Genomic DNA, 14,997 nt, shown 5'->3' with positions numbered 1-14,997 from the left:
TCGCAACGGTCTTGGGCGGACTTTCCAAGGTGATCAGGCCGTCGCAAGGCGCGGCGCCACCGCCTCGTTCTCGTGGGGCAGGGAACCGACCAGCCGCAGAATGGCGGTTTGCTCCTGGCCGTCCTGGTCCACGTACTGCCGGGGGACGTCGAGGTTCAGCTGGATCATCGCCGTGCGCAGACGCCCGCGGAGCAGGAGGTCGTCCCAGCTCTCGCGTTCCCCGGAGCCGGGAGCGATCTCCGGCCCGGTAGTCGCGTTCCAGAAGAGGTCGCCCAGGACCTCCTTGGCCATCTGCTCCCAGTCGGCTCCGGACGGGCGGCTGGACGGGCTCATCAGCGTTCTCCTCCGGTGTCGCCGACCCATCGGTAGCGGCGTTTGGGGCTCGTACGGGCTCCCTCGGGTGCGACCTGGCCGCGGGCGATGAGGGCGTTGACGTGGGCGTTGACAGTGGGGCGGCTCAGACCTGTGGCGTCGAGGAGCTGCTGGGTCGTCGCCTCACCGAGGGAGCGCAACGCCGCGGTGACCCGCTCCGCGGTGTCCGACGCGTCGGACGGGAGGTTTGGCTGCGGAGGAGCGTGTGTCAGGTCGATGGGTGCGGTGAGGCGGTAGCGGGCGTAGCGCCGTCCGCCTTCCTTGACGGCGAGACCGGTGGCCACCAGGTCGCGCAGGACCTGCCCGGCGTCGATCCGGTCGGCGCCCCATTCGCGCAGCATGCTGTTGGTGACCGGCCCGGTGCGCAGCATCGCGAGCGCCACCTCGTGCCGTGGGCTGGGCAGGTGGCCTGCGACGGCGGCGATCCAGCGCCGCACGTCCGGTCCGAGGAGCTGGGAGCGGTCCAGGGTGACGGCGAAGCTGAGGATGGTGCTGTCGAAGACGGGACGCGGCAGACCGTTGTCCCGGGCCAGGTCGATCATCGTCGGCACACCGGTGTGACGGTTCTCCGCGATGAGTTCGTCGGAGTGGGGTAGGTAGGTGTCGGACAGCAGACTGGCCAGGACGGAGTTGCGGGAACTCGAGGCGCGGTTCTGACCTAGGTCATCGGTGGTGAGACCTCCGTGCAGTCCACCAGGGCTACGCACGACGAGGCGGTCCGGGAAGAGGTCGACCTGGATCTGCGTCCCCCGGGTCAGCGGGCTGTAGTCGCGGTGCAGGATCGCGTTCACGACAGCCTCGCGGATGGATCCCAACGGGTATTCGAGTTGGTCGCGGCGTCCGGTGTCGGTCATGACGGCGCGGGCAGCGAGGTTTCGGCGCACTACCGCGAGGGATTCGCTGACGAGGTCGGGGATGGGACCGCGCACGGTGACGTTGTCGAGGAACCGCGTCTCGCCCCGCTCCGGCGGGTGGACGACGACGGACACCATGAGCTGCGGGAAGAGGCGCTGCGGGTAGTCCCCGAAGGTGAGGTACCCGGCCAGGGTCAGGGGTGAGTCCGGCCGCCTCTCGGCAAGAACCCCGGTGTTGTGCAGGACGACCGTGTCGTCGGCCCGGCGCAGCCGCGGGGATCCGGCCCGGACGCGCTCGAGCGTGCGGCGCACCAGGTCGGGATCGAGGTCCTCGATGCTGGTATCGGGAACGGGTTCCTGGTCGTAGGTGGGCTGAGTGCGCGACGCGTAGAGGAGTCCGATCTCCCCCTCGCTCATCCGCCGGTCGCCGTCCCCGGTGCGCAGGTACGCGCCGGTGGTCATGCCTTTCGCGGTGACGTAGGCAGGTCGCTGGCCAGCGGGCAATCCGGGGACCTGGCCGAGGAGCACGAGCTGCCCCTCCACCTCGACGATGTCCGTGGAGACCGTGAGGGGAGGGGTGATCGTGTCCCGGGCCAGGGCGACGAGGTTGTCCCGGTACCGGGCGACGTCGGGCAGGTCGACGACCTGGAAGCCGGCGTCCTCGTCCACCCCGACGAGGACCGTGCCACCGTCGGTGTTGGCGAAGGCGACGAGCGTCTCGCGCAGCGAGCCGGGGAAGCCGCCGGCGCCGCTCTTGACCTCGACCGTCTCCGGCTCGCCGCCAACCCGGCGCAGGACGTCGAGCAGCTGTGTGACGTCCACGGGCTCGGACACGGCGACCTCCTTCGGCTACTTGTTTAGCAAGTTGTCGACTAGCTTGCCAAGTAGCTCTCCGCCAATTTGCAAGCTACGCGAGCATCAGGTGGCGTCCTCGACGATCTTCTTCGCGTCGCGGACGCGCAGGCGGCCGGACATGAGGGCGGGGGAGCAGGGTGTCGCGAAGGGCGACCGGTGAGCGACTCCTGCTCCGCGGCTAGTCCTCGTTCCCCGAGGGCGTCCCGGCATGGTGCTGGCCATCGAGTCGTTCACCGTCTGGACGCACCTCGAGTTCAACCCCGCGACAACGACGTTCTCGACCAGCTCGTCGCGCGGCACTCCAACGTCCAGCACGGGTGGCGCCGACCTCCTGCGTTTCGGTACCAGCGGCGTGACGGCGCTTGCCGTCATCACTCGGGATGCCGAGGTACTCCGGCCGTGGGTGGTGGCGGCCACACCGGTTGTCCTCGTCAACTCCTCGCGGTGGAAGGACCTTGCCTGGATCTGACCCCTCGGGTGGTCGGCGGTGGCCGCTGCGCCGCGGTTGCCGCCGGCTGGGTGGCGGTCGGGTCGCGCTCGAGGACATGAGGACTTCATCGACACAGCAACACGATCAGTGGTGTGGGTACGAGGAGGACGACGTCGTCTCCACGCTGCTCGCCCCGGTGTGACGCGAGGCTCCCCGCTGAACCATGAACGCGGGACACCGTTGAGGACGCCCCGGGCCTCGTCGTCCGGCGGGCGGACACCGCGCTGACCGTCTGACCCCGAACTCGGTGGACACGCCCACCAGGCTCCGAGAACCTGGTGGGCGTGTTGGCATCAGGAGGGAACCGGCTGCCCTGGAACGACCTGCCCGTGGCGGTGCACGCCGCCGTCGCGGAGGTCCTCGGGTCGCCGGTGGAGCGGGCCGAGTCGCAGTCCGGCGGGTTCTCCCCCGGATCGGCGGACCGGGTCCGCACCGCGGACGGGACGCGGGCCTTCGTCAAGGCGGTGAGCCCCGCGCAGAACAGCGACACCCCGGCGATGCAGGAACGCGAGGCGCGGATCACCGCGGCCCTTCCGGCCGGGGTTCCCGCCCCGGGGTTCCGCGGCGCGCGGTGGGTGGGGGACTTCCACGTGCTCGTCCTGGACGAGGTGCCCGGCCGGTCGCCGGAACTGCCGTGGCGGCCCGCCGACCTCGACCTCGTGGTGGGGGCGCTGGAGCGACTCGCCCGCACCGCCACCCCGTGCCCGGTGCCGGACCTGCCCACGGCGGCCGAGTCGCTGGCCGGGCAGCTGCCCGGGAGCGCCCTGGAACTCCTCGAGGGGGACACCCTCGTCCACCTCGACCTCCGGGCCGACAACGTCCTGATCACCGAGGGGGGTGCGGTCCTGGTCGACTGGCCGCACGCCTGCGTCGGCCCGCCCTGGCTGGACCTGCTGGCCCTGCTCTTCGAGGTCGACCGGCTGGGCGAGGAGGGCCTCGCCGAGCGGGTCCTCACCACCTCGGCGCTCACCCGGGACGTGGCCCCGGAGGTCCTCACGACCGTCCTGGACGGGTTCTCGGAGTTCTTCCTCGCCCGCGCCGCGCAACCGGCGCCGCCCGGGTTGCCGACGCTGCGGCCGTTCCAGCGGGTGCAGGGCGAGGCCCTGGTCCGGTGGGTGCAGCGGCGGACCGCCCGAGCTGTCGTGACCAGGCCCGCGCAGCGGGGATGATGGAGGGGTGAGCGCCGACATCGAGACCCCCGGACAGATCAGCGACGTCAACCCCGCGCAGATCGTGGCCGAGGCGGCCCGACGTCGCACCATCGCCGTCATCAGCCACCCCGACGCCGGGAAGTCGACGCTGACCGAGGCGCTCGCGCTGCACGCCAACGCCATCCGTGAGGCCGGACACGTCCACGGCAAGGCGGGCCGGGCGGGGGTCGCGACGGACTGGCAGGACATGGAGAAGCAGCGCGGGATCTCGATCAGCTCCGCCGTGCTCCAGCTCTCCTACCGCGACCAGGTCGTCAACGTCGTCGACACCCCCGGTCACGCGGACTTCTCCGAGGACACCTACCGCGCGCTGACCGCCGTCGATGCCGTGATCATGCTCGTCGACGCGGCCCGCGGCATGGAGGTGCAGACCCGCAAGCTCTTCGGCGTCTGCAAGCAGCGCGGGCTGCCCGTGATCACCGTCGTGAACAAGTGGGACCGGCCGGGCCGCGAGGCCCTGGAGCTGCTCGACGAGGTCGAGTCCGTGACCGGGCTCAAGCCGACGCCGATGACCTGGCCCGTCGGGATCGCGGGCGACTTCCGCGGGCTCCTCGAACGCGGGACCGGTGAGTACGTCAAGTACACGAAGGCCCCCGGTGGAGCCACCCGCGCGCTCGAGCAGCGGATGAGCGGCGAGGAGGCGGCCGCCCTGGAGGGCGCGTCCTGGCAGCAGGCCCTCGACGAGCACGACCTGCTCACGGCCACCGAGGCCGACCACGACGAGGAGGCGTTCCTCGGGTTCCGCACCACGCCGGTGTACTTCACCGCCGCGGTCGCGAACACCGGTGTTGGCCAGGTCCTCGACGCGATCGTCGACGTCGCCCCGCACCCGCACGACCAGGACGACGTCGCCGGGCACACCCACGCCGTGACCGAGAGCTTCAGCGCGCAGGTCTTCAAGACCCAGACCGGCATGAACCCCGCCCACCGCGACCGGCTGGCGTTCGCGCGCATCCACTCCGGGGTGTTCCACCGCGGCATGACCGTGCGTGACGACAAGAGCGGCCGGCCGATGGTCCTCAAGCACGTGCAGACGGTGTTCGGCGCGGACCGCTCCACGGTGGACGTCGCCTGGCCCGGTGACGTCATCGGCCTGGTCAACGCCCGCCACGTCAACGTGGGCGACACGCTGTCGGAGAACGGCCGCATCGCCTACCCGCCGCTGCCGGTGTTCGCCCCGGAGCACTTCCGCACCGTGCGCCCCTCCGACCTCCGCGTCGGCAAGCAGTTCCGGCAGGGCCTGCGCGAACTCGACGCGGAAGGGGTCGTGCGCGTCCTGACCTCCGACTCCCGCGGGGACGGCGAACCCGTCATCAGCGCTGTCGGCGCCCTGCAGTTCGACGTCGTGCAGTACCGGATGACCCACGAGTTCCGCTCGCCCGTGCTGTTCACCGAACTGCCCTACACGACGGCCCGGATCATCGACGCCAAGGACGCCCCGCTGCTGCGCGCCCACCGGGGCACCGAGGTCGTCCACCACGCCGACGGCCGGACGTTCGCCCTGTTCACCGACGAGTGGCGCGTCCGCAGCTTCGAACGCGACAACCCCGACGTGCGCCTCGAGGAACTCGTCGCCACGAGTTCCTGACGCGGTCAGGCTGTCGGTGCGGGAGTCTCCGCGAGCAGGTCCGACTCTCGTCGGGAGATCCAGGCCAGGGTGGTGGTGGCCACGTCCCGCCATCCCGAGTCGAGGGTCAGGGAGTGGCCCCGTCCTTCGATGACCTGGTAGTCGGTGACGGAGGGGTTGTCGGCGTAGAGCTTCACGACGGCCTCGGTGACCGATCGGGGCACGGTGTGGTCCTCGGTGCCGGAGATCAGCAGGAGCGGACCACGCACGACGTGGTGGGAGTCGAGGGCGGCCGGGGAGTTGCGGGTGAAGTTCGCGGTGGCGTCCTCGAAGAGCGGTCGGCCGGGTCCGGGGATGGTCCACTCGGCGTGCAGCGCATCGGACTCGGCCGGGGGCAGGGTGTTCCCGAAGCTGTAGCGGAACTCCTCGGCGGTGAGCGAGACGGTGCGCTTGCGGTTCGCGGGGTTGCCGAGCACCGGGAACGAGGAACGGAGTTGGCTGAACGGCAGGACCTTGACGCCCTTGATCGGCGCGGGGTCGATGGCGACCGCCGCCACGGCGGAGGAGTTGGCCAGGAGTTCCTGCGCGATCAGGCCGCCGAAGGAGTGGCCGACGACGATCGGCCGGACCGGCATGGACGCGATCAGTTCGGCGTAGTGGTGGCAGATGTCGCTGATGCCGACCCCGTCGAGCGCGCTCGGGTCGTCGCGGGTCGCCTGGACGGTGGGTCCGTCACCGGGCCAGCCGGGCGCGGACGTGGTGTAGCCGTTCGCCTCGAAGAGGTCCTGCCACGGCCGCCAGGCACTGCTGTGGATCCACAGTCCGTGGATGAACAGCACCGGGTGCGGGTGGAGGTCGGTGGATGCGGTCATCGCTGCTCCTCGGGGGTCGGGGTTTCACAGGGTCGGGACGAGACCGCCGTCGAGGGCGAAGTCGGCTCCGGTGACGTTGCTGGACCTGTCGCCGGCCAGGAACAGGACGAGATCGGCGACCTCGGCCGGTCGGGTGAACCGGCCCGTCGGGATTCCCGCGGCTGCCTGGGCCGCGATCTCCTCGGCACCGGTGCCCGCGGGCGCGGAACCGGCGAGGGTTTCCGCCACCCCGTGCTCACCCAGCCACAGGTCGGTCTGCACCGGTCCCGGGCTGATGACGTTGACCCGGATCCCGGCGGCCGCGACCTCCTTGGACAGCGACTTCGAGAAGTTGCTGAGGGCGGCCTTGGCCGCGGAGTAGTCGATGACCAGCGGGTCCGGCAGGTAGGCGTTCACCGAACTGATCGTGACGATGCTGCCGCCACCCCGTCGCACCATCTCGGGGATCGCCGCGCGGGTGGCCCGGACGGCCGAGAGCAGGGTCAGGTTCAACGACTTCTCCCAGTCCTCGTCGGTGACGGAGAGGAAACCTCCCGGGCGTGCGGTGACCGCGCCCACGTTGTTGACCAGCACGTCCACCCCGCCCAGTTCAGCGGCCCGGGCCACGAGGGTTCTGGGTGCCTCTGCGGTGGTGAGGTCGACGGGAACGAAGACGACCTGGTCGGAGGGCAGGTCCGGGAGGTCCGGGCCGGGCGACCTCGCGCCGGCCACCACCAGAGCGCCCTCGTCGACGAGGGCACGGGTGACCGCGAGGCCGATGCCCTTGCTCGCCCCGGTCACGACGGCGATCTTTCCGCGGAGCTGGAGTTCCATGGGAAACCCGTCTGTGCGTTGGGACGACGCCCGGACCGTCGACGGGTCGTGGCGCTCGAGTCGCTGTCCGTCGAGGTGAGTATGGGGGAGCCGATTCACCACTGGCAAGGGACGGTCAGTGCGTGAACCGCCCCGGCGTGGTCCCGAGAACCCGGCGGAAGTGGCGGGTCAGGTGCGGCTGGTCGTGGAACCCGGCGAGGACGGCGACCTCGGCGGGGCGGTGACCGGTCAGCAGCAACCTGCGCGCCAGGTCGACCCGACGCGAGGTCAGGTAGGCGTGCGGCGCCATGCCGACCTCGCGGGTGAACGTCCGGACGAGGTGGGCACCGGAGACCCCGAGTTCGGCTGCGGCCCGCTCCAGCCTGAGACCGTCGACGACGTGCTCGTCGAGCAGCGACCGCAGGCGCCGGGCCAGCGGGACGTCCCGCACCCGGGGCGGTGGGCGGCGGCGCAGGTGCGCGGTCACCGCGTCCACCAGCACGGCGGTGCGGGCCTCCGCCTCGAAACCCTCCGCGGGGTCGAGGAGGAGGGGGTGAAGTTCCCGCAGGGCGGTCGTGAACCGCGGGTCCGGGAGTTCCGGGTCGTCCGCGGCGCGGCCCGCGAGCTCGGCGGGAACCGCCGCACCGTCGAGGTAGACGACCCGTTTGCGGAACCCCGAACTCGTCGCCGCCCGACCGTCGTGCGGCACGTGCGGGGGCAGCAGCGTGACCAGGGAACCGGTCCCGTGGGTGCGGTGGTCCAGGTCGTAGCGGACGGCGCCGGAGTCCACCAGCAGCAGCGTCCAGGTGTCGTGGGTGTGCAGCGGGTAGGCGTGCCCGACGAAACGGGCGTGCAGGACCTCGGCGATCCCCGGGACGTCCGGGCGCCAACTGCGGACCAGCTCACCCACGTCACGAACGTACAAGACGGACGTCGTGCGGGGGCCGAGGATCACCCCGTGACCGACCCGAGCGAACCCGTCCGCTTCGACACCAAGATCGCCGTCCTCGTCCGCGACGACCTGGCGACCTGGCAGCGGCTCAACGTCACCGCGTTCCTGGCCAGCGGCATCACCGCGGCCCACCCGGACCTCGTGGGGGAGCCCTACGCCGACGCCGACGGCACGGCCTACCTCGCGTTGCTCGGGCGGCCCGTCCTCGTGTTCGAGGGCGACCGGGACGCGCTGCGCGCCGCGCACGGCCGGGCGCTGGGCCGGTCGCTGCCGCTGGCGGTGTTCACCGCCGACATGTTCAGCACCGGTCACGACGACGCGAACCGGGCCGCGGTGGCCGCGGTGGCCGGCTCCGACCTCGACCTCGTGGGACTGGCGCTGCACGGTCCCCGCAACGCCGTCGACAAGGTCCTCAAGGGCTCCCACGTGCACCCCTGACCCGTGGCCCGCGGTTGCCGGACGGCACGTTTCTGGTGGAGTGGCCGCGTGAACCGCCTCGACGTCCTCGACTGGCGCCGCCGCGTCGGCGCCCTCTACACCGACGTCCGGTCCGCGCAGGACCCCGCCGCCGGGCACGCGCAGTGGGTCGCCGGTCGCGACGACCTGTTCGCCACCCACCCCGCGAGTCCGCTGCTGCCCCAGGACCGCGCGACCTTCACCGGCTTGCCGGTCGCGGCCTACGACCCGGCGATGCGTTTCGTCGTCCCCGTCGACGACGCCCCGCCGCTCACGCGGGAGGCCGTCACCGGCACCGACGGCACCGTGCACTTCGAACGCGTCGGAACCGTCACGCTGCGAGGCGTCGGGACGCTGGACGTGTGGTGGCTGGACCAGTACGGCGGTGGCCTCTTCGTCCCGCTGAAGGACCCCGGCCCCGGCTACGGCGGCGGGCGCTACGTCCTCGACACCGTCAAGGGTGCCGACCTCGGGGGCGACCTCACGAGCCTCGTCGTCGACCTGAACTTCGCCTACCCGCCCAGCTGCGCCTACGACCCCGAGTGGGCCTGCCCGCTCCCGCCGCCCGGCAACGTCGTCGACGTCGCCGTGGCGGTCGGGGAGGCCGCCGGGACCTGGTCGGTCTGATCCGGCCCGGCGCGGGTCGGCTACTCGAGCCGGACGGCCTGGGCCGGCACCGACCCCTGGGCGGGAACGGCGGTCAGGACGCCGTCGCGCAGGTCCACCGTCCGTGGCGCCCGGCCGCGACGCCACGCCCCGAGCAACTGCTCGGTGGCGTCGTCGTCGCCGGCGCAGCGGAACATCCCCAGCGTGTAGATGCGGGAGGCCTCCTCGCCCTGGCGGTGCCAGGAGAACTCCTCGCCCAGGTGCAGGTAGACGTCGACGTCGTCACCGCGGGTGTCGAGGACCTCGTCGGCCAACGCGACCGCCTCCCGCAGGTGGCCGCACACCAGCAGCGCCGCGACGACGTAGCACCGGGTGTCCGGGGCCACCACGTCACCGGTCGCCAGGGCCTGGTTGGCCAGGCGCAGGGCCCGCCGGGCGTCGCCCGCGAACGCCGCGTGCTCGCTGGCCGCGACCAGCAACCGACCGCGGGACACCGAGTCCCCCGGCACGGCTCGCCGGGCCCAGGACTGCAGCAGGTCCGCGACGGCCCGTTGGCCCCGGGCGTCGTTCGCCGCGTTCAGTTCGACCTGCTCGAGGTCGTCGCAGCTGACAGGTGCTCGCACCGTTCGAACCTAGTGAGGTGCAGCGCCCGAGTCTCCCCCGCAGGAGCCGATCGGGCAGGGTTCACGCGTTCGGCGCAAGCTCCACGATCACCGGGGCGTGATCCGAGGCGCCCTTGCCCTTGCGCTCCTCGCGGTCGATCGTCGCGCCGCTCACCCGCGCCTGCAGGGCGGGGGAGCCCAGCACGAAGTCGATCCGCATGCCCTGACGCTTCGGGAAGCGCAGCTGCGTGTAGTCCCAGTACGTGAACGTCCCCGGGCCCGGGGCGTACGGGCGGACCACGTCGGCGAACCCCGCCTCCACCAGCGACGAGAACGCCTTCCGCTCCGGCTCCGACACGTGCGTCGCGCCCGCGAAGACGTCGACGTCCCAGACGTCGTCGTCGGTCGGGGCGATGTTGAAGTCACCCACCAGCGCCACCGGGGCGTCGGGGTCCTGCGCCAGCCAGGCCTTCCCGGCCTCGCGCAGCTGCTCCAGCCACAGCAGCTTGTAGGCGTAGTGCGGGTCCTCCAGGGAGCGGCCGTTGGGCACGTACAGGCTCCACACCCGCACCCCGCCGCAGAGCGCACCGATGGCCCGCGCCTCCGCGACCGCCGGGTCCCCGAAGTGCGGGACGTCGGGGGAGAAGGCCGTGCTGACGTCCTCCAGACCGACCCGGGACACCAGGGCGACGCCGTTCCACTGCGACAGGCCGTGGTGGGCGACCTCGTAGCCGAGGTCGTGGAAGGCCTGCTCGGGGAACTGCTCGTCCTTGCACTTGGTCTCCTGCAGAGCGACGACGTCGACGTCGCTGCGCTCGATCCAGGCGATGACCCGGTCGAGGCGGGCGCGGATGGAGTTCACGTTCCAGGTGGCGAGGCGCACGCGGCGGCACGTTACAGGCGAGGCCCCCACGTGCTCGGACCGGAGCCGGACAGCACCTAAGCTGCGGTCCCGTGAGCACACCGAACTCCAGCGAACGCGACCGCCTCGCGGAACTCATCGCGGCCAAGGCCGTCGTCCGCGGGACGGTGACGCTCTCCAGCGGCAAGGAGGCCGACTACTACGTCGACCTGCGCCGGATCAGCCTGGACGGCGAAGCCTCCGCCCTCGTCGGTCCCGTGCTGCTGGACCTGGTGCAGGACTGGGACTTCCAGGCCGTCGGCGGGCTCACGATGGGTGCCGACCCGGTCGCCTTCGCCATGGTCCACGCTGCCAACGCCCGCGGGTGGGCCGCAGCGCACGACGGCGCCCCGCTGGACGCCTTCGTCGTCCGCAAGGCCGAGAAGGCCCACGGTCTGCAGCGCCGCATCGAGGGCCCCGACGTCGCCGGGCGCAGGGTCGTGGCCGTCGAGGACACCTCCACCACCGGGGGGTCCGTCCTCACCGCCGTCGAGGCGCTGCGCGCAGCGGGGGCCGAGGTCGTCGGTGTCGTCGTCATCGTCGACAGGAACACCGGCGCCCGGGAGAAGGTCGAGGCCGAGGCCGGCGTGCCCTACCGCTTCGCCTACGGCCTCAGCGACATCGGGCTCGCCTGATGGGCGCCACCGGGGCCGTCGTCCTCGTCGTCGTCGTGCTGCTCGTCCTCGTGATCGCCCTGTGGGTCGTCGCGACCCGCGCGGCCCTGGTCCGGATGCGCGACCTGGCCGTCGAGGCCGGCGCGCTCGCCGATCAGCGCCGCAGCCGCCTCGCCGACCTGGCCACCCACCTCGCCGCGCAGGAGGCCGCCGCGGCCGAACCGGACCCGCAGACCGTCCGGGCGCTCGCCGACGCCGAGCACCGTCTCGCCGGGGACATCGCCTTCCACTCCGCGGCCGTGCGCGCCTACGACCACCGCCTCGCGGGTGTCCCCATCTCCTGGGTCGGTGCCGTCTCCGGCCTGCACCCGCTGGGCGCGAGCGCCGAGCAGCAGCGCTGAACGCGTTCGAGGCCGCCCTCCCGCTCCTGCGCTGCCCGCTCTGCGCGGGCCGCTTCGAGCTGACCGGGCGGACCCTCGGATGCGCTGCGGGACACCGGTTCGACCTCGCCCGTCAGGGCTACGTCAACCTCGCCGTCGGGTCGAAGGCGACCGGTGACACCGCGGCGATGGTGGCCGCTCGTGAGGAGTTCCTCGGAGCCGGGCACTACGCACCGATCGCCGCGGCGCTCGCCGACCGGGGCGTTGCGGGGTTCGTCGTCGACGTCGGCGGCGGGACCGGGTACTACCTCGCACACGTCCTGGAGCGCACCGGCGGGTCCGGGGTCGTCGTCGAGGTCTCGGCCGCGGCCCTGCGCCGCGCCGCCCGTGCGCACCCCCGGGCCGCCGCGGTCGGGGCGGACGTCTGGCGCGGACTGCCCTTCGCCGACGCCTCCGCCGACCTCGTGACGACGGTCTTCGCCCCCCGGTCGGTCCCGGAGGTGATCCGGGTCCTGCGTCCCGGGGGACGGTGGGTGATCGTCACCCCGTTGCCGGAGCACCTGGGCGAGGTCCGCGACGTGCTCGGCATGGTCGGGGTCGAGGAGCGCAAGGCCGAACGGCTGCACACCGACCTCGAGGGGTTCGTCGACCTCACCGAGGCGGAACTGCGGGTGCCCCGCCGGTTCGACCGTGCTGCGCTGCGGGCGCTGGTGCTCATGGGGCCCAGTGCCCACCACGTCGACGCCGCGGCCCTCGAGGACCGGCTCGCCGGGTTGCCCGACGTCGTCGACGTGACCGTCGCCGTGCGGCTGACGGCCGTCACGAGACCCTGAGCCACCCACCCGGGGACCGGGGCTCACGGCCCGGTGATCAGGTGGCGTTCCCCGCGGTGCGCACGGCCCGTCGCGGTGCCCCGAGCTCGGTGGCGAACCCGCCCGCGGCCAGGTGGGCGGCGAGCGCTCCCGTCCCCTCCGGGGCCAGGGCGAGCGTCGCGGACCAGCCCTCGCCGCTCCACACGACGTCCTCGACGTCGAAGCCGTGCCGCAGGTCGGCCTCCAGGCGACCGCCGTCGGCGAGGCTCGCGCGCACCTCGACGAGGTCGACCCAGCGACGGCGCAGCACGCCCGCCTCGGCGAGCGCGCCGGACACGGCGGAGCCGTAGGCGCGGACCAGTCCGCCCGTGCCCAGCAGGACACCGCCGAAGTACCGCGTGACCACGGCGAGGACCCCGGTCACCCCCGCACCGTTCAGCGCGGCCAGCATCGGGGCCCCCGCCGTGCCGGCCGGTTCGCCGTCGTCGTGCGAGCGCTGCTGCGTGCCGTCCCCGCCCAGGACCGAGGCCGTGCAGTGGTGACGGGCGTCGGGGAACTCCTTGCGGACCCGGGCGAGCACCGCGTCGACACCGTCGACGTCGCGCACCGGCTCCAGGGTCGCGATGAACCGGGACCGCTCCACGCTCGTCTCGGTCCGCACCGCGCGGGCCGGGACGGGCAGGGGGTCCCTCACGCGCGCGCCCGTCGACGTCGACGGATCCAGGCCGCGAGAGGCATGACGAAGGAGAAGACGATGGCGGTCCCGGCGATCGCGTACGCCGTCGTCCGCACCCAGGGGTGGGAGTCGGCGGCGTGACCGGCGAGCACCAGCAGCGCGCCCCAGCACAGGGCGCCCACGACGTTCGCGGAGGCGAACTTGGCGTAGGGCATCGCGGCCGTGCCGGCGATGATCGGCGTGAACGCGCGCAACCACGGGATGAACCGGCAGGCCACCACCGCGAACCAGCCGTACTTCGCGTAGAACGCCTCGGCCCGGGGCAGGTGTCGGGCGGCCTTCCCGGCCCGGCGCAGCAGCCAGGGCCGACCCAGCCGGCGTCCGGACCAGTACCCGACGGTGTCGCCCAGGACGGCCGCCAGCGTCACCCCGACGACCAGGACGGTCAGCGAGACGGGGGAGTCCTCGCGGGCGGAGATGAGACCGGCGGTGAAGAGGACGCTGCTGCCGGGCAGCCAGAACCCGATGAGGGTGCCCGTCTCGGCGAACACGATCCCGAAGACGAGGACGTACAGCCCGACCGCGCCGAGGTCCTCGAGCTGAGGGTCGGCGAGCTGTGCGATCCAGTCGGACACCTCGTGATCCTGCCAGAAGGCAGGTAGACCTCAGTCGTCGGCCAGCAGGGCCAGCCTGCGGCGTTCGTCGTCGTCGAGGCGCCGGGGACGACCCTCGTCGAAGTCGTAGGCGACGCACACCGTGGAGGCACGGACGTAGGTCCGGAGCTCACCGACGGCGTCGGTGTCGGGTTCGAGGAGCTCGTAGTCGACCTCGAAGCTGGCTCCACCCGTTCGGCCCACCCAGAGGTCGACGGCGACCGGGGCGAGGCGGTAGTCCAGCGGTCGCAGGTACTCGACGGTGTGCTTCGCCACGACCATCCCGGTCGCCAGCATCGGGGCCGAACCGTCCGGGGACTCCAGCCCGAACGCGCGCACGCGGGCCTCCTCGAGGAGCCGCATGATCTCGACGTTGTTGATGTGGCGGTAGGCGTCCATGTCCCCCCACCGCAGGGACAGGGACAACCGCCGGCGAGCCACCCGGACATCCTGCCGGGTGGCGGCTCAGCGCTGGTTCTCGGGGGTCTTGCCGTTCGACTGCGCCGGCAGCGAGGCCGTGCGGTGGCGGTCCTTGGCCCGGGCGCGCAGGAACTCGATCCCGACCGGGATGAGCGAGAGCACGACGAGCAGCAGCAGACCCAGTTCGAGGTTGTTCCGGATCAGCGTGATGTTGCCCAGCGCGTAGCCGAGCAGCGTGATGCCGGTCGCCCAGAGCACGGCGCCGATCGCCGAGAACGTCAGGAACGTCCTGCGGGACATGGCGCCTGCCCCCGCGGCGAGGGTGATGAAGGTGCGGACGACGGGCACGAACCGGGCCAGGATGATGGCGCGGGCCCCGAAGCGCTCGAAGAACTCGCTGGTCTGCTGGATCCGCTTCGGGGTCAGCAGTTTCGAGTTCGGCCGGTCGAACAACGCCGGCCCCGCCTTGCGTCCGATCTCGTAGCCCAGGACGTTGCCGAGGAACGCCGCGACGGACAGCAGCAGGCAGGAGAGCCAGATCGGTTCCCGCAGGACGTCGGAGTGGGTGAACAACCCGACGGTGAACAGCAGGGAGTCGCCCGGCAGGAAGAACATGAACAGCCCGCACTCGACGAACACGATGGCCATGGCGACCCACAGGGCGGCGGGGCCGAGGGTGTCCAGGAACGTCTCGGGGCTGGCCCAGTCGGGCAGCAGAGCGGGTGCCGCCGCCGGCAACGAGGTGGACAGCGCGGTCGTGAACTCGGCGAGCAGGGGCACGTGCCCCAGGGTAAGTCTCTTTCGGAGCCCCGTGGACGTCCCGGGCTGGAGATCAGCCCAGAGGATGACCCGTCCGGGCCGGCATCAGCCCCATGGCCGATGCCCGATCCGTGATCCCGCTGGTGGTCCCCG

At 72.3% G+C, this 14,997-nt stretch carries 19 protein-coding genes; 8 read left to right on the top strand and 11 right to left on the bottom strand.

Annotation, left to right across the window (positions count from 1 at the left end; genetic code table 11):
* Positions 1–33: 33 nt before the first annotated feature.
* Together AC0I8G_RS03945 and AC0I8G_RS03940 are read right to left on the bottom strand one after the other, a co-directional pair.
* Positions 34–333, bottom strand: coding sequence for a hypothetical protein (locus AC0I8G_RS03945; RefSeq protein WP_471728762.1), 300 nt, complete (start codon positions 331–333; stop codon positions 34–36).
* Positions 333–2,060 (bottom strand): ATP-binding protein, encoded by a 1,728-nt coding sequence (locus AC0I8G_RS03940; RefSeq protein WP_471728761.1) that lies wholly within the window; start codon positions 2,058–2,060, stop codon positions 333–335. Before AC0I8G_RS03940 ends, AC0I8G_RS03945 begins: the two co-directional genes overlap by 1 nt.
* A 229-nt stretch (positions 2,061–2,289) precedes the next feature.
* Between AC0I8G_RS03940 and AC0I8G_RS03935 the strand changes: the two genes are divergently transcribed.
* The 3 genes from AC0I8G_RS03935 to AC0I8G_RS03925 all read left to right on the top strand — a co-directional run bounded on the left by AC0I8G_RS03935 (position 2,290) and on the right by AC0I8G_RS03925 (position 5,370).
* Positions 2,290–2,550 (top strand): hypothetical protein, encoded by a 261-nt coding sequence (locus tag AC0I8G_RS03935; RefSeq protein WP_471728760.1) that lies wholly within the window; start codon positions 2,290–2,292, stop codon positions 2,548–2,550.
* Between the two features lie 305 nt (positions 2,551–2,855).
* Positions 2,856–3,740, top strand: a complete 885-nt coding sequence (locus tag AC0I8G_RS03930) for a phosphotransferase (protein WP_471728759.1) — start codon at positions 2,856–2,858, stop codon at positions 3,738–3,740.
* Between the two features lie 7 nt (positions 3,741–3,747).
* A complete protein-coding gene (locus AC0I8G_RS03925) occupies positions 3,748–5,370 on the top strand; it encodes a peptide chain release factor 3 (protein ID WP_471728758.1) in 1,623 nt (540 codons plus the stop codon).
* A gap of 5 nt (positions 5,371–5,375) precedes the next feature.
* On the opposite strand, the gene AC0I8G_RS03920 is transcribed toward AC0I8G_RS03925, so the two are convergent.
* The 3 genes from AC0I8G_RS03920 to AC0I8G_RS03910 form a co-directional block, all read right to left on the bottom strand.
* Positions 5,376–6,221, bottom strand: a complete 846-nt coding sequence (locus AC0I8G_RS03920) for an alpha/beta hydrolase (RefSeq protein ID WP_471728757.1) — start codon at positions 6,219–6,221, stop codon at positions 5,376–5,378.
* A gap of 24 nt (positions 6,222–6,245) precedes the next feature.
* On the bottom strand, positions 6,246–7,034 hold the full coding sequence (locus tag AC0I8G_RS03915; RefSeq protein WP_471728756.1) for an oxidoreductase: 789 nt from the start codon (positions 7,032–7,034) through the stop codon (positions 6,246–6,248).
* A 115-nt stretch (positions 7,035–7,149) separates the two neighbouring features.
* The gene (locus tag AC0I8G_RS03910) at positions 7,150–7,923 is read right to left on the bottom strand and encodes a helix-turn-helix transcriptional regulator (protein WP_471728755.1); all 774 of its coding nucleotides are present in this window, start codon (positions 7,921–7,923) and stop codon (positions 7,150–7,152) included.
* A gap of 48 nt (positions 7,924–7,971) precedes the next feature.
* Between AC0I8G_RS03910 and AC0I8G_RS03905 the strand changes: the two genes are divergently transcribed.
* Both AC0I8G_RS03905 and AC0I8G_RS03900 read left to right on the top strand, forming a co-directional pair.
* Positions 7,972–8,403, top strand: coding sequence for a DUF2000 family protein (locus AC0I8G_RS03905; protein ID WP_471728754.1), 432 nt, complete (start codon positions 7,972–7,974; stop codon positions 8,401–8,403).
* A 48-nt stretch (positions 8,404–8,451) separates the two neighbouring features.
* Complete coding sequence (locus AC0I8G_RS03900) at positions 8,452–9,048, top strand: DUF1684 domain-containing protein (protein WP_471728753.1); 597 nt, start codon at positions 8,452–8,454, stop codon at positions 9,046–9,048.
* A 20-nt stretch (positions 9,049–9,068) separates the two neighbouring features.
* Here the strand turns inward: AC0I8G_RS03900 and AC0I8G_RS03895 are convergent, their stop codons facing one another.
* Both AC0I8G_RS03895 and AC0I8G_RS03890 read right to left on the bottom strand, forming a co-directional pair.
* Positions 9,069–9,650: a hypothetical protein gene (locus tag AC0I8G_RS03895; protein ID WP_380262841.1), complete on the bottom strand. Its 582-nt coding sequence runs from the start codon at positions 9,648–9,650 to the stop codon at positions 9,069–9,071.
* A 61-nt stretch (positions 9,651–9,711) separates the two neighbouring features.
* Positions 9,712–10,512 (bottom strand): exodeoxyribonuclease III, encoded by an 801-nt coding sequence (locus AC0I8G_RS03890; RefSeq protein WP_471728752.1) that lies wholly within the window; start codon positions 10,510–10,512, stop codon positions 9,712–9,714.
* Positions 10,513–10,583: 71 nt separating this feature from the next.
* On the opposite strand from AC0I8G_RS03890, the gene pyrE reads away from it, so the two are divergent.
* The 3 genes from pyrE to AC0I8G_RS03875 are packed head-to-tail and all read left to right on the top strand — an operon-like array spanning position 10,584 to position 12,357.
* Positions 10,584–11,165, top strand: a complete 582-nt coding sequence (gene pyrE / locus AC0I8G_RS03885) for an orotate phosphoribosyltransferase (RefSeq protein WP_471728751.1) — start codon at positions 10,584–10,586, stop codon at positions 11,163–11,165.
* Positions 11,165–11,545: a hypothetical protein gene (locus tag AC0I8G_RS03880; protein WP_471728750.1), complete on the top strand. Its 381-nt coding sequence runs from the start codon at positions 11,165–11,167 to the stop codon at positions 11,543–11,545. Before pyrE ends, AC0I8G_RS03880 begins: the two co-directional genes overlap by 1 nt.
* Positions 11,542–12,357 (top strand): putative RNA methyltransferase, encoded by an 816-nt coding sequence (locus AC0I8G_RS03875; RefSeq protein ID WP_471728967.1) that lies wholly within the window; start codon positions 11,542–11,544, stop codon positions 12,355–12,357. The genes AC0I8G_RS03880 and AC0I8G_RS03875 overlap by 4 nt, the downstream gene beginning before the upstream one ends.
* A gap of 37 nt (positions 12,358–12,394) precedes the next feature.
* On the opposite strand, the gene AC0I8G_RS03870 is transcribed toward AC0I8G_RS03875, so the two are convergent.
* From AC0I8G_RS03870 to AC0I8G_RS03855, 4 genes are read right to left on the bottom strand one after another with little or no spacing between them, the layout of a single operon-like run.
* On the bottom strand, positions 12,395–13,030 hold the full coding sequence (locus tag AC0I8G_RS03870) for an IMPACT family protein (protein WP_471728749.1): 636 nt from the start codon (positions 13,028–13,030) through the stop codon (positions 12,395–12,397).
* Positions 13,027–13,647, bottom strand: coding sequence for a DedA family protein (locus tag AC0I8G_RS03865; RefSeq protein WP_380262833.1), 621 nt, complete (start codon positions 13,645–13,647; stop codon positions 13,027–13,029). The genes AC0I8G_RS03870 and AC0I8G_RS03865 overlap by 4 nt, the downstream gene beginning before the upstream one ends.
* A 30-nt stretch (positions 13,648–13,677) precedes the next feature.
* Positions 13,678–14,106 carry an acyl-CoA thioesterase gene (locus tag AC0I8G_RS03860; protein ID WP_328293255.1) on the bottom strand — a complete coding sequence of 143 codons (429 nt, stop codon included), beginning with the start codon at positions 14,104–14,106 and terminating at the stop codon, positions 13,678–13,680.
* Between the two features lie 24 nt (positions 14,107–14,130).
* The gene (locus AC0I8G_RS03855) at positions 14,131–14,865 is read right to left on the bottom strand and encodes a DedA family protein (RefSeq protein WP_471728748.1); all 735 of its coding nucleotides are present in this window, start codon (positions 14,863–14,865) and stop codon (positions 14,131–14,133) included.
* Positions 14,866–14,997 lie beyond the last annotated feature (132 nt).

The organism is Kineococcus sp. AC630 (assembly GCF_979255925.1).
This window is presented reverse-complemented; position numbering and strand designations above follow the sequence as displayed.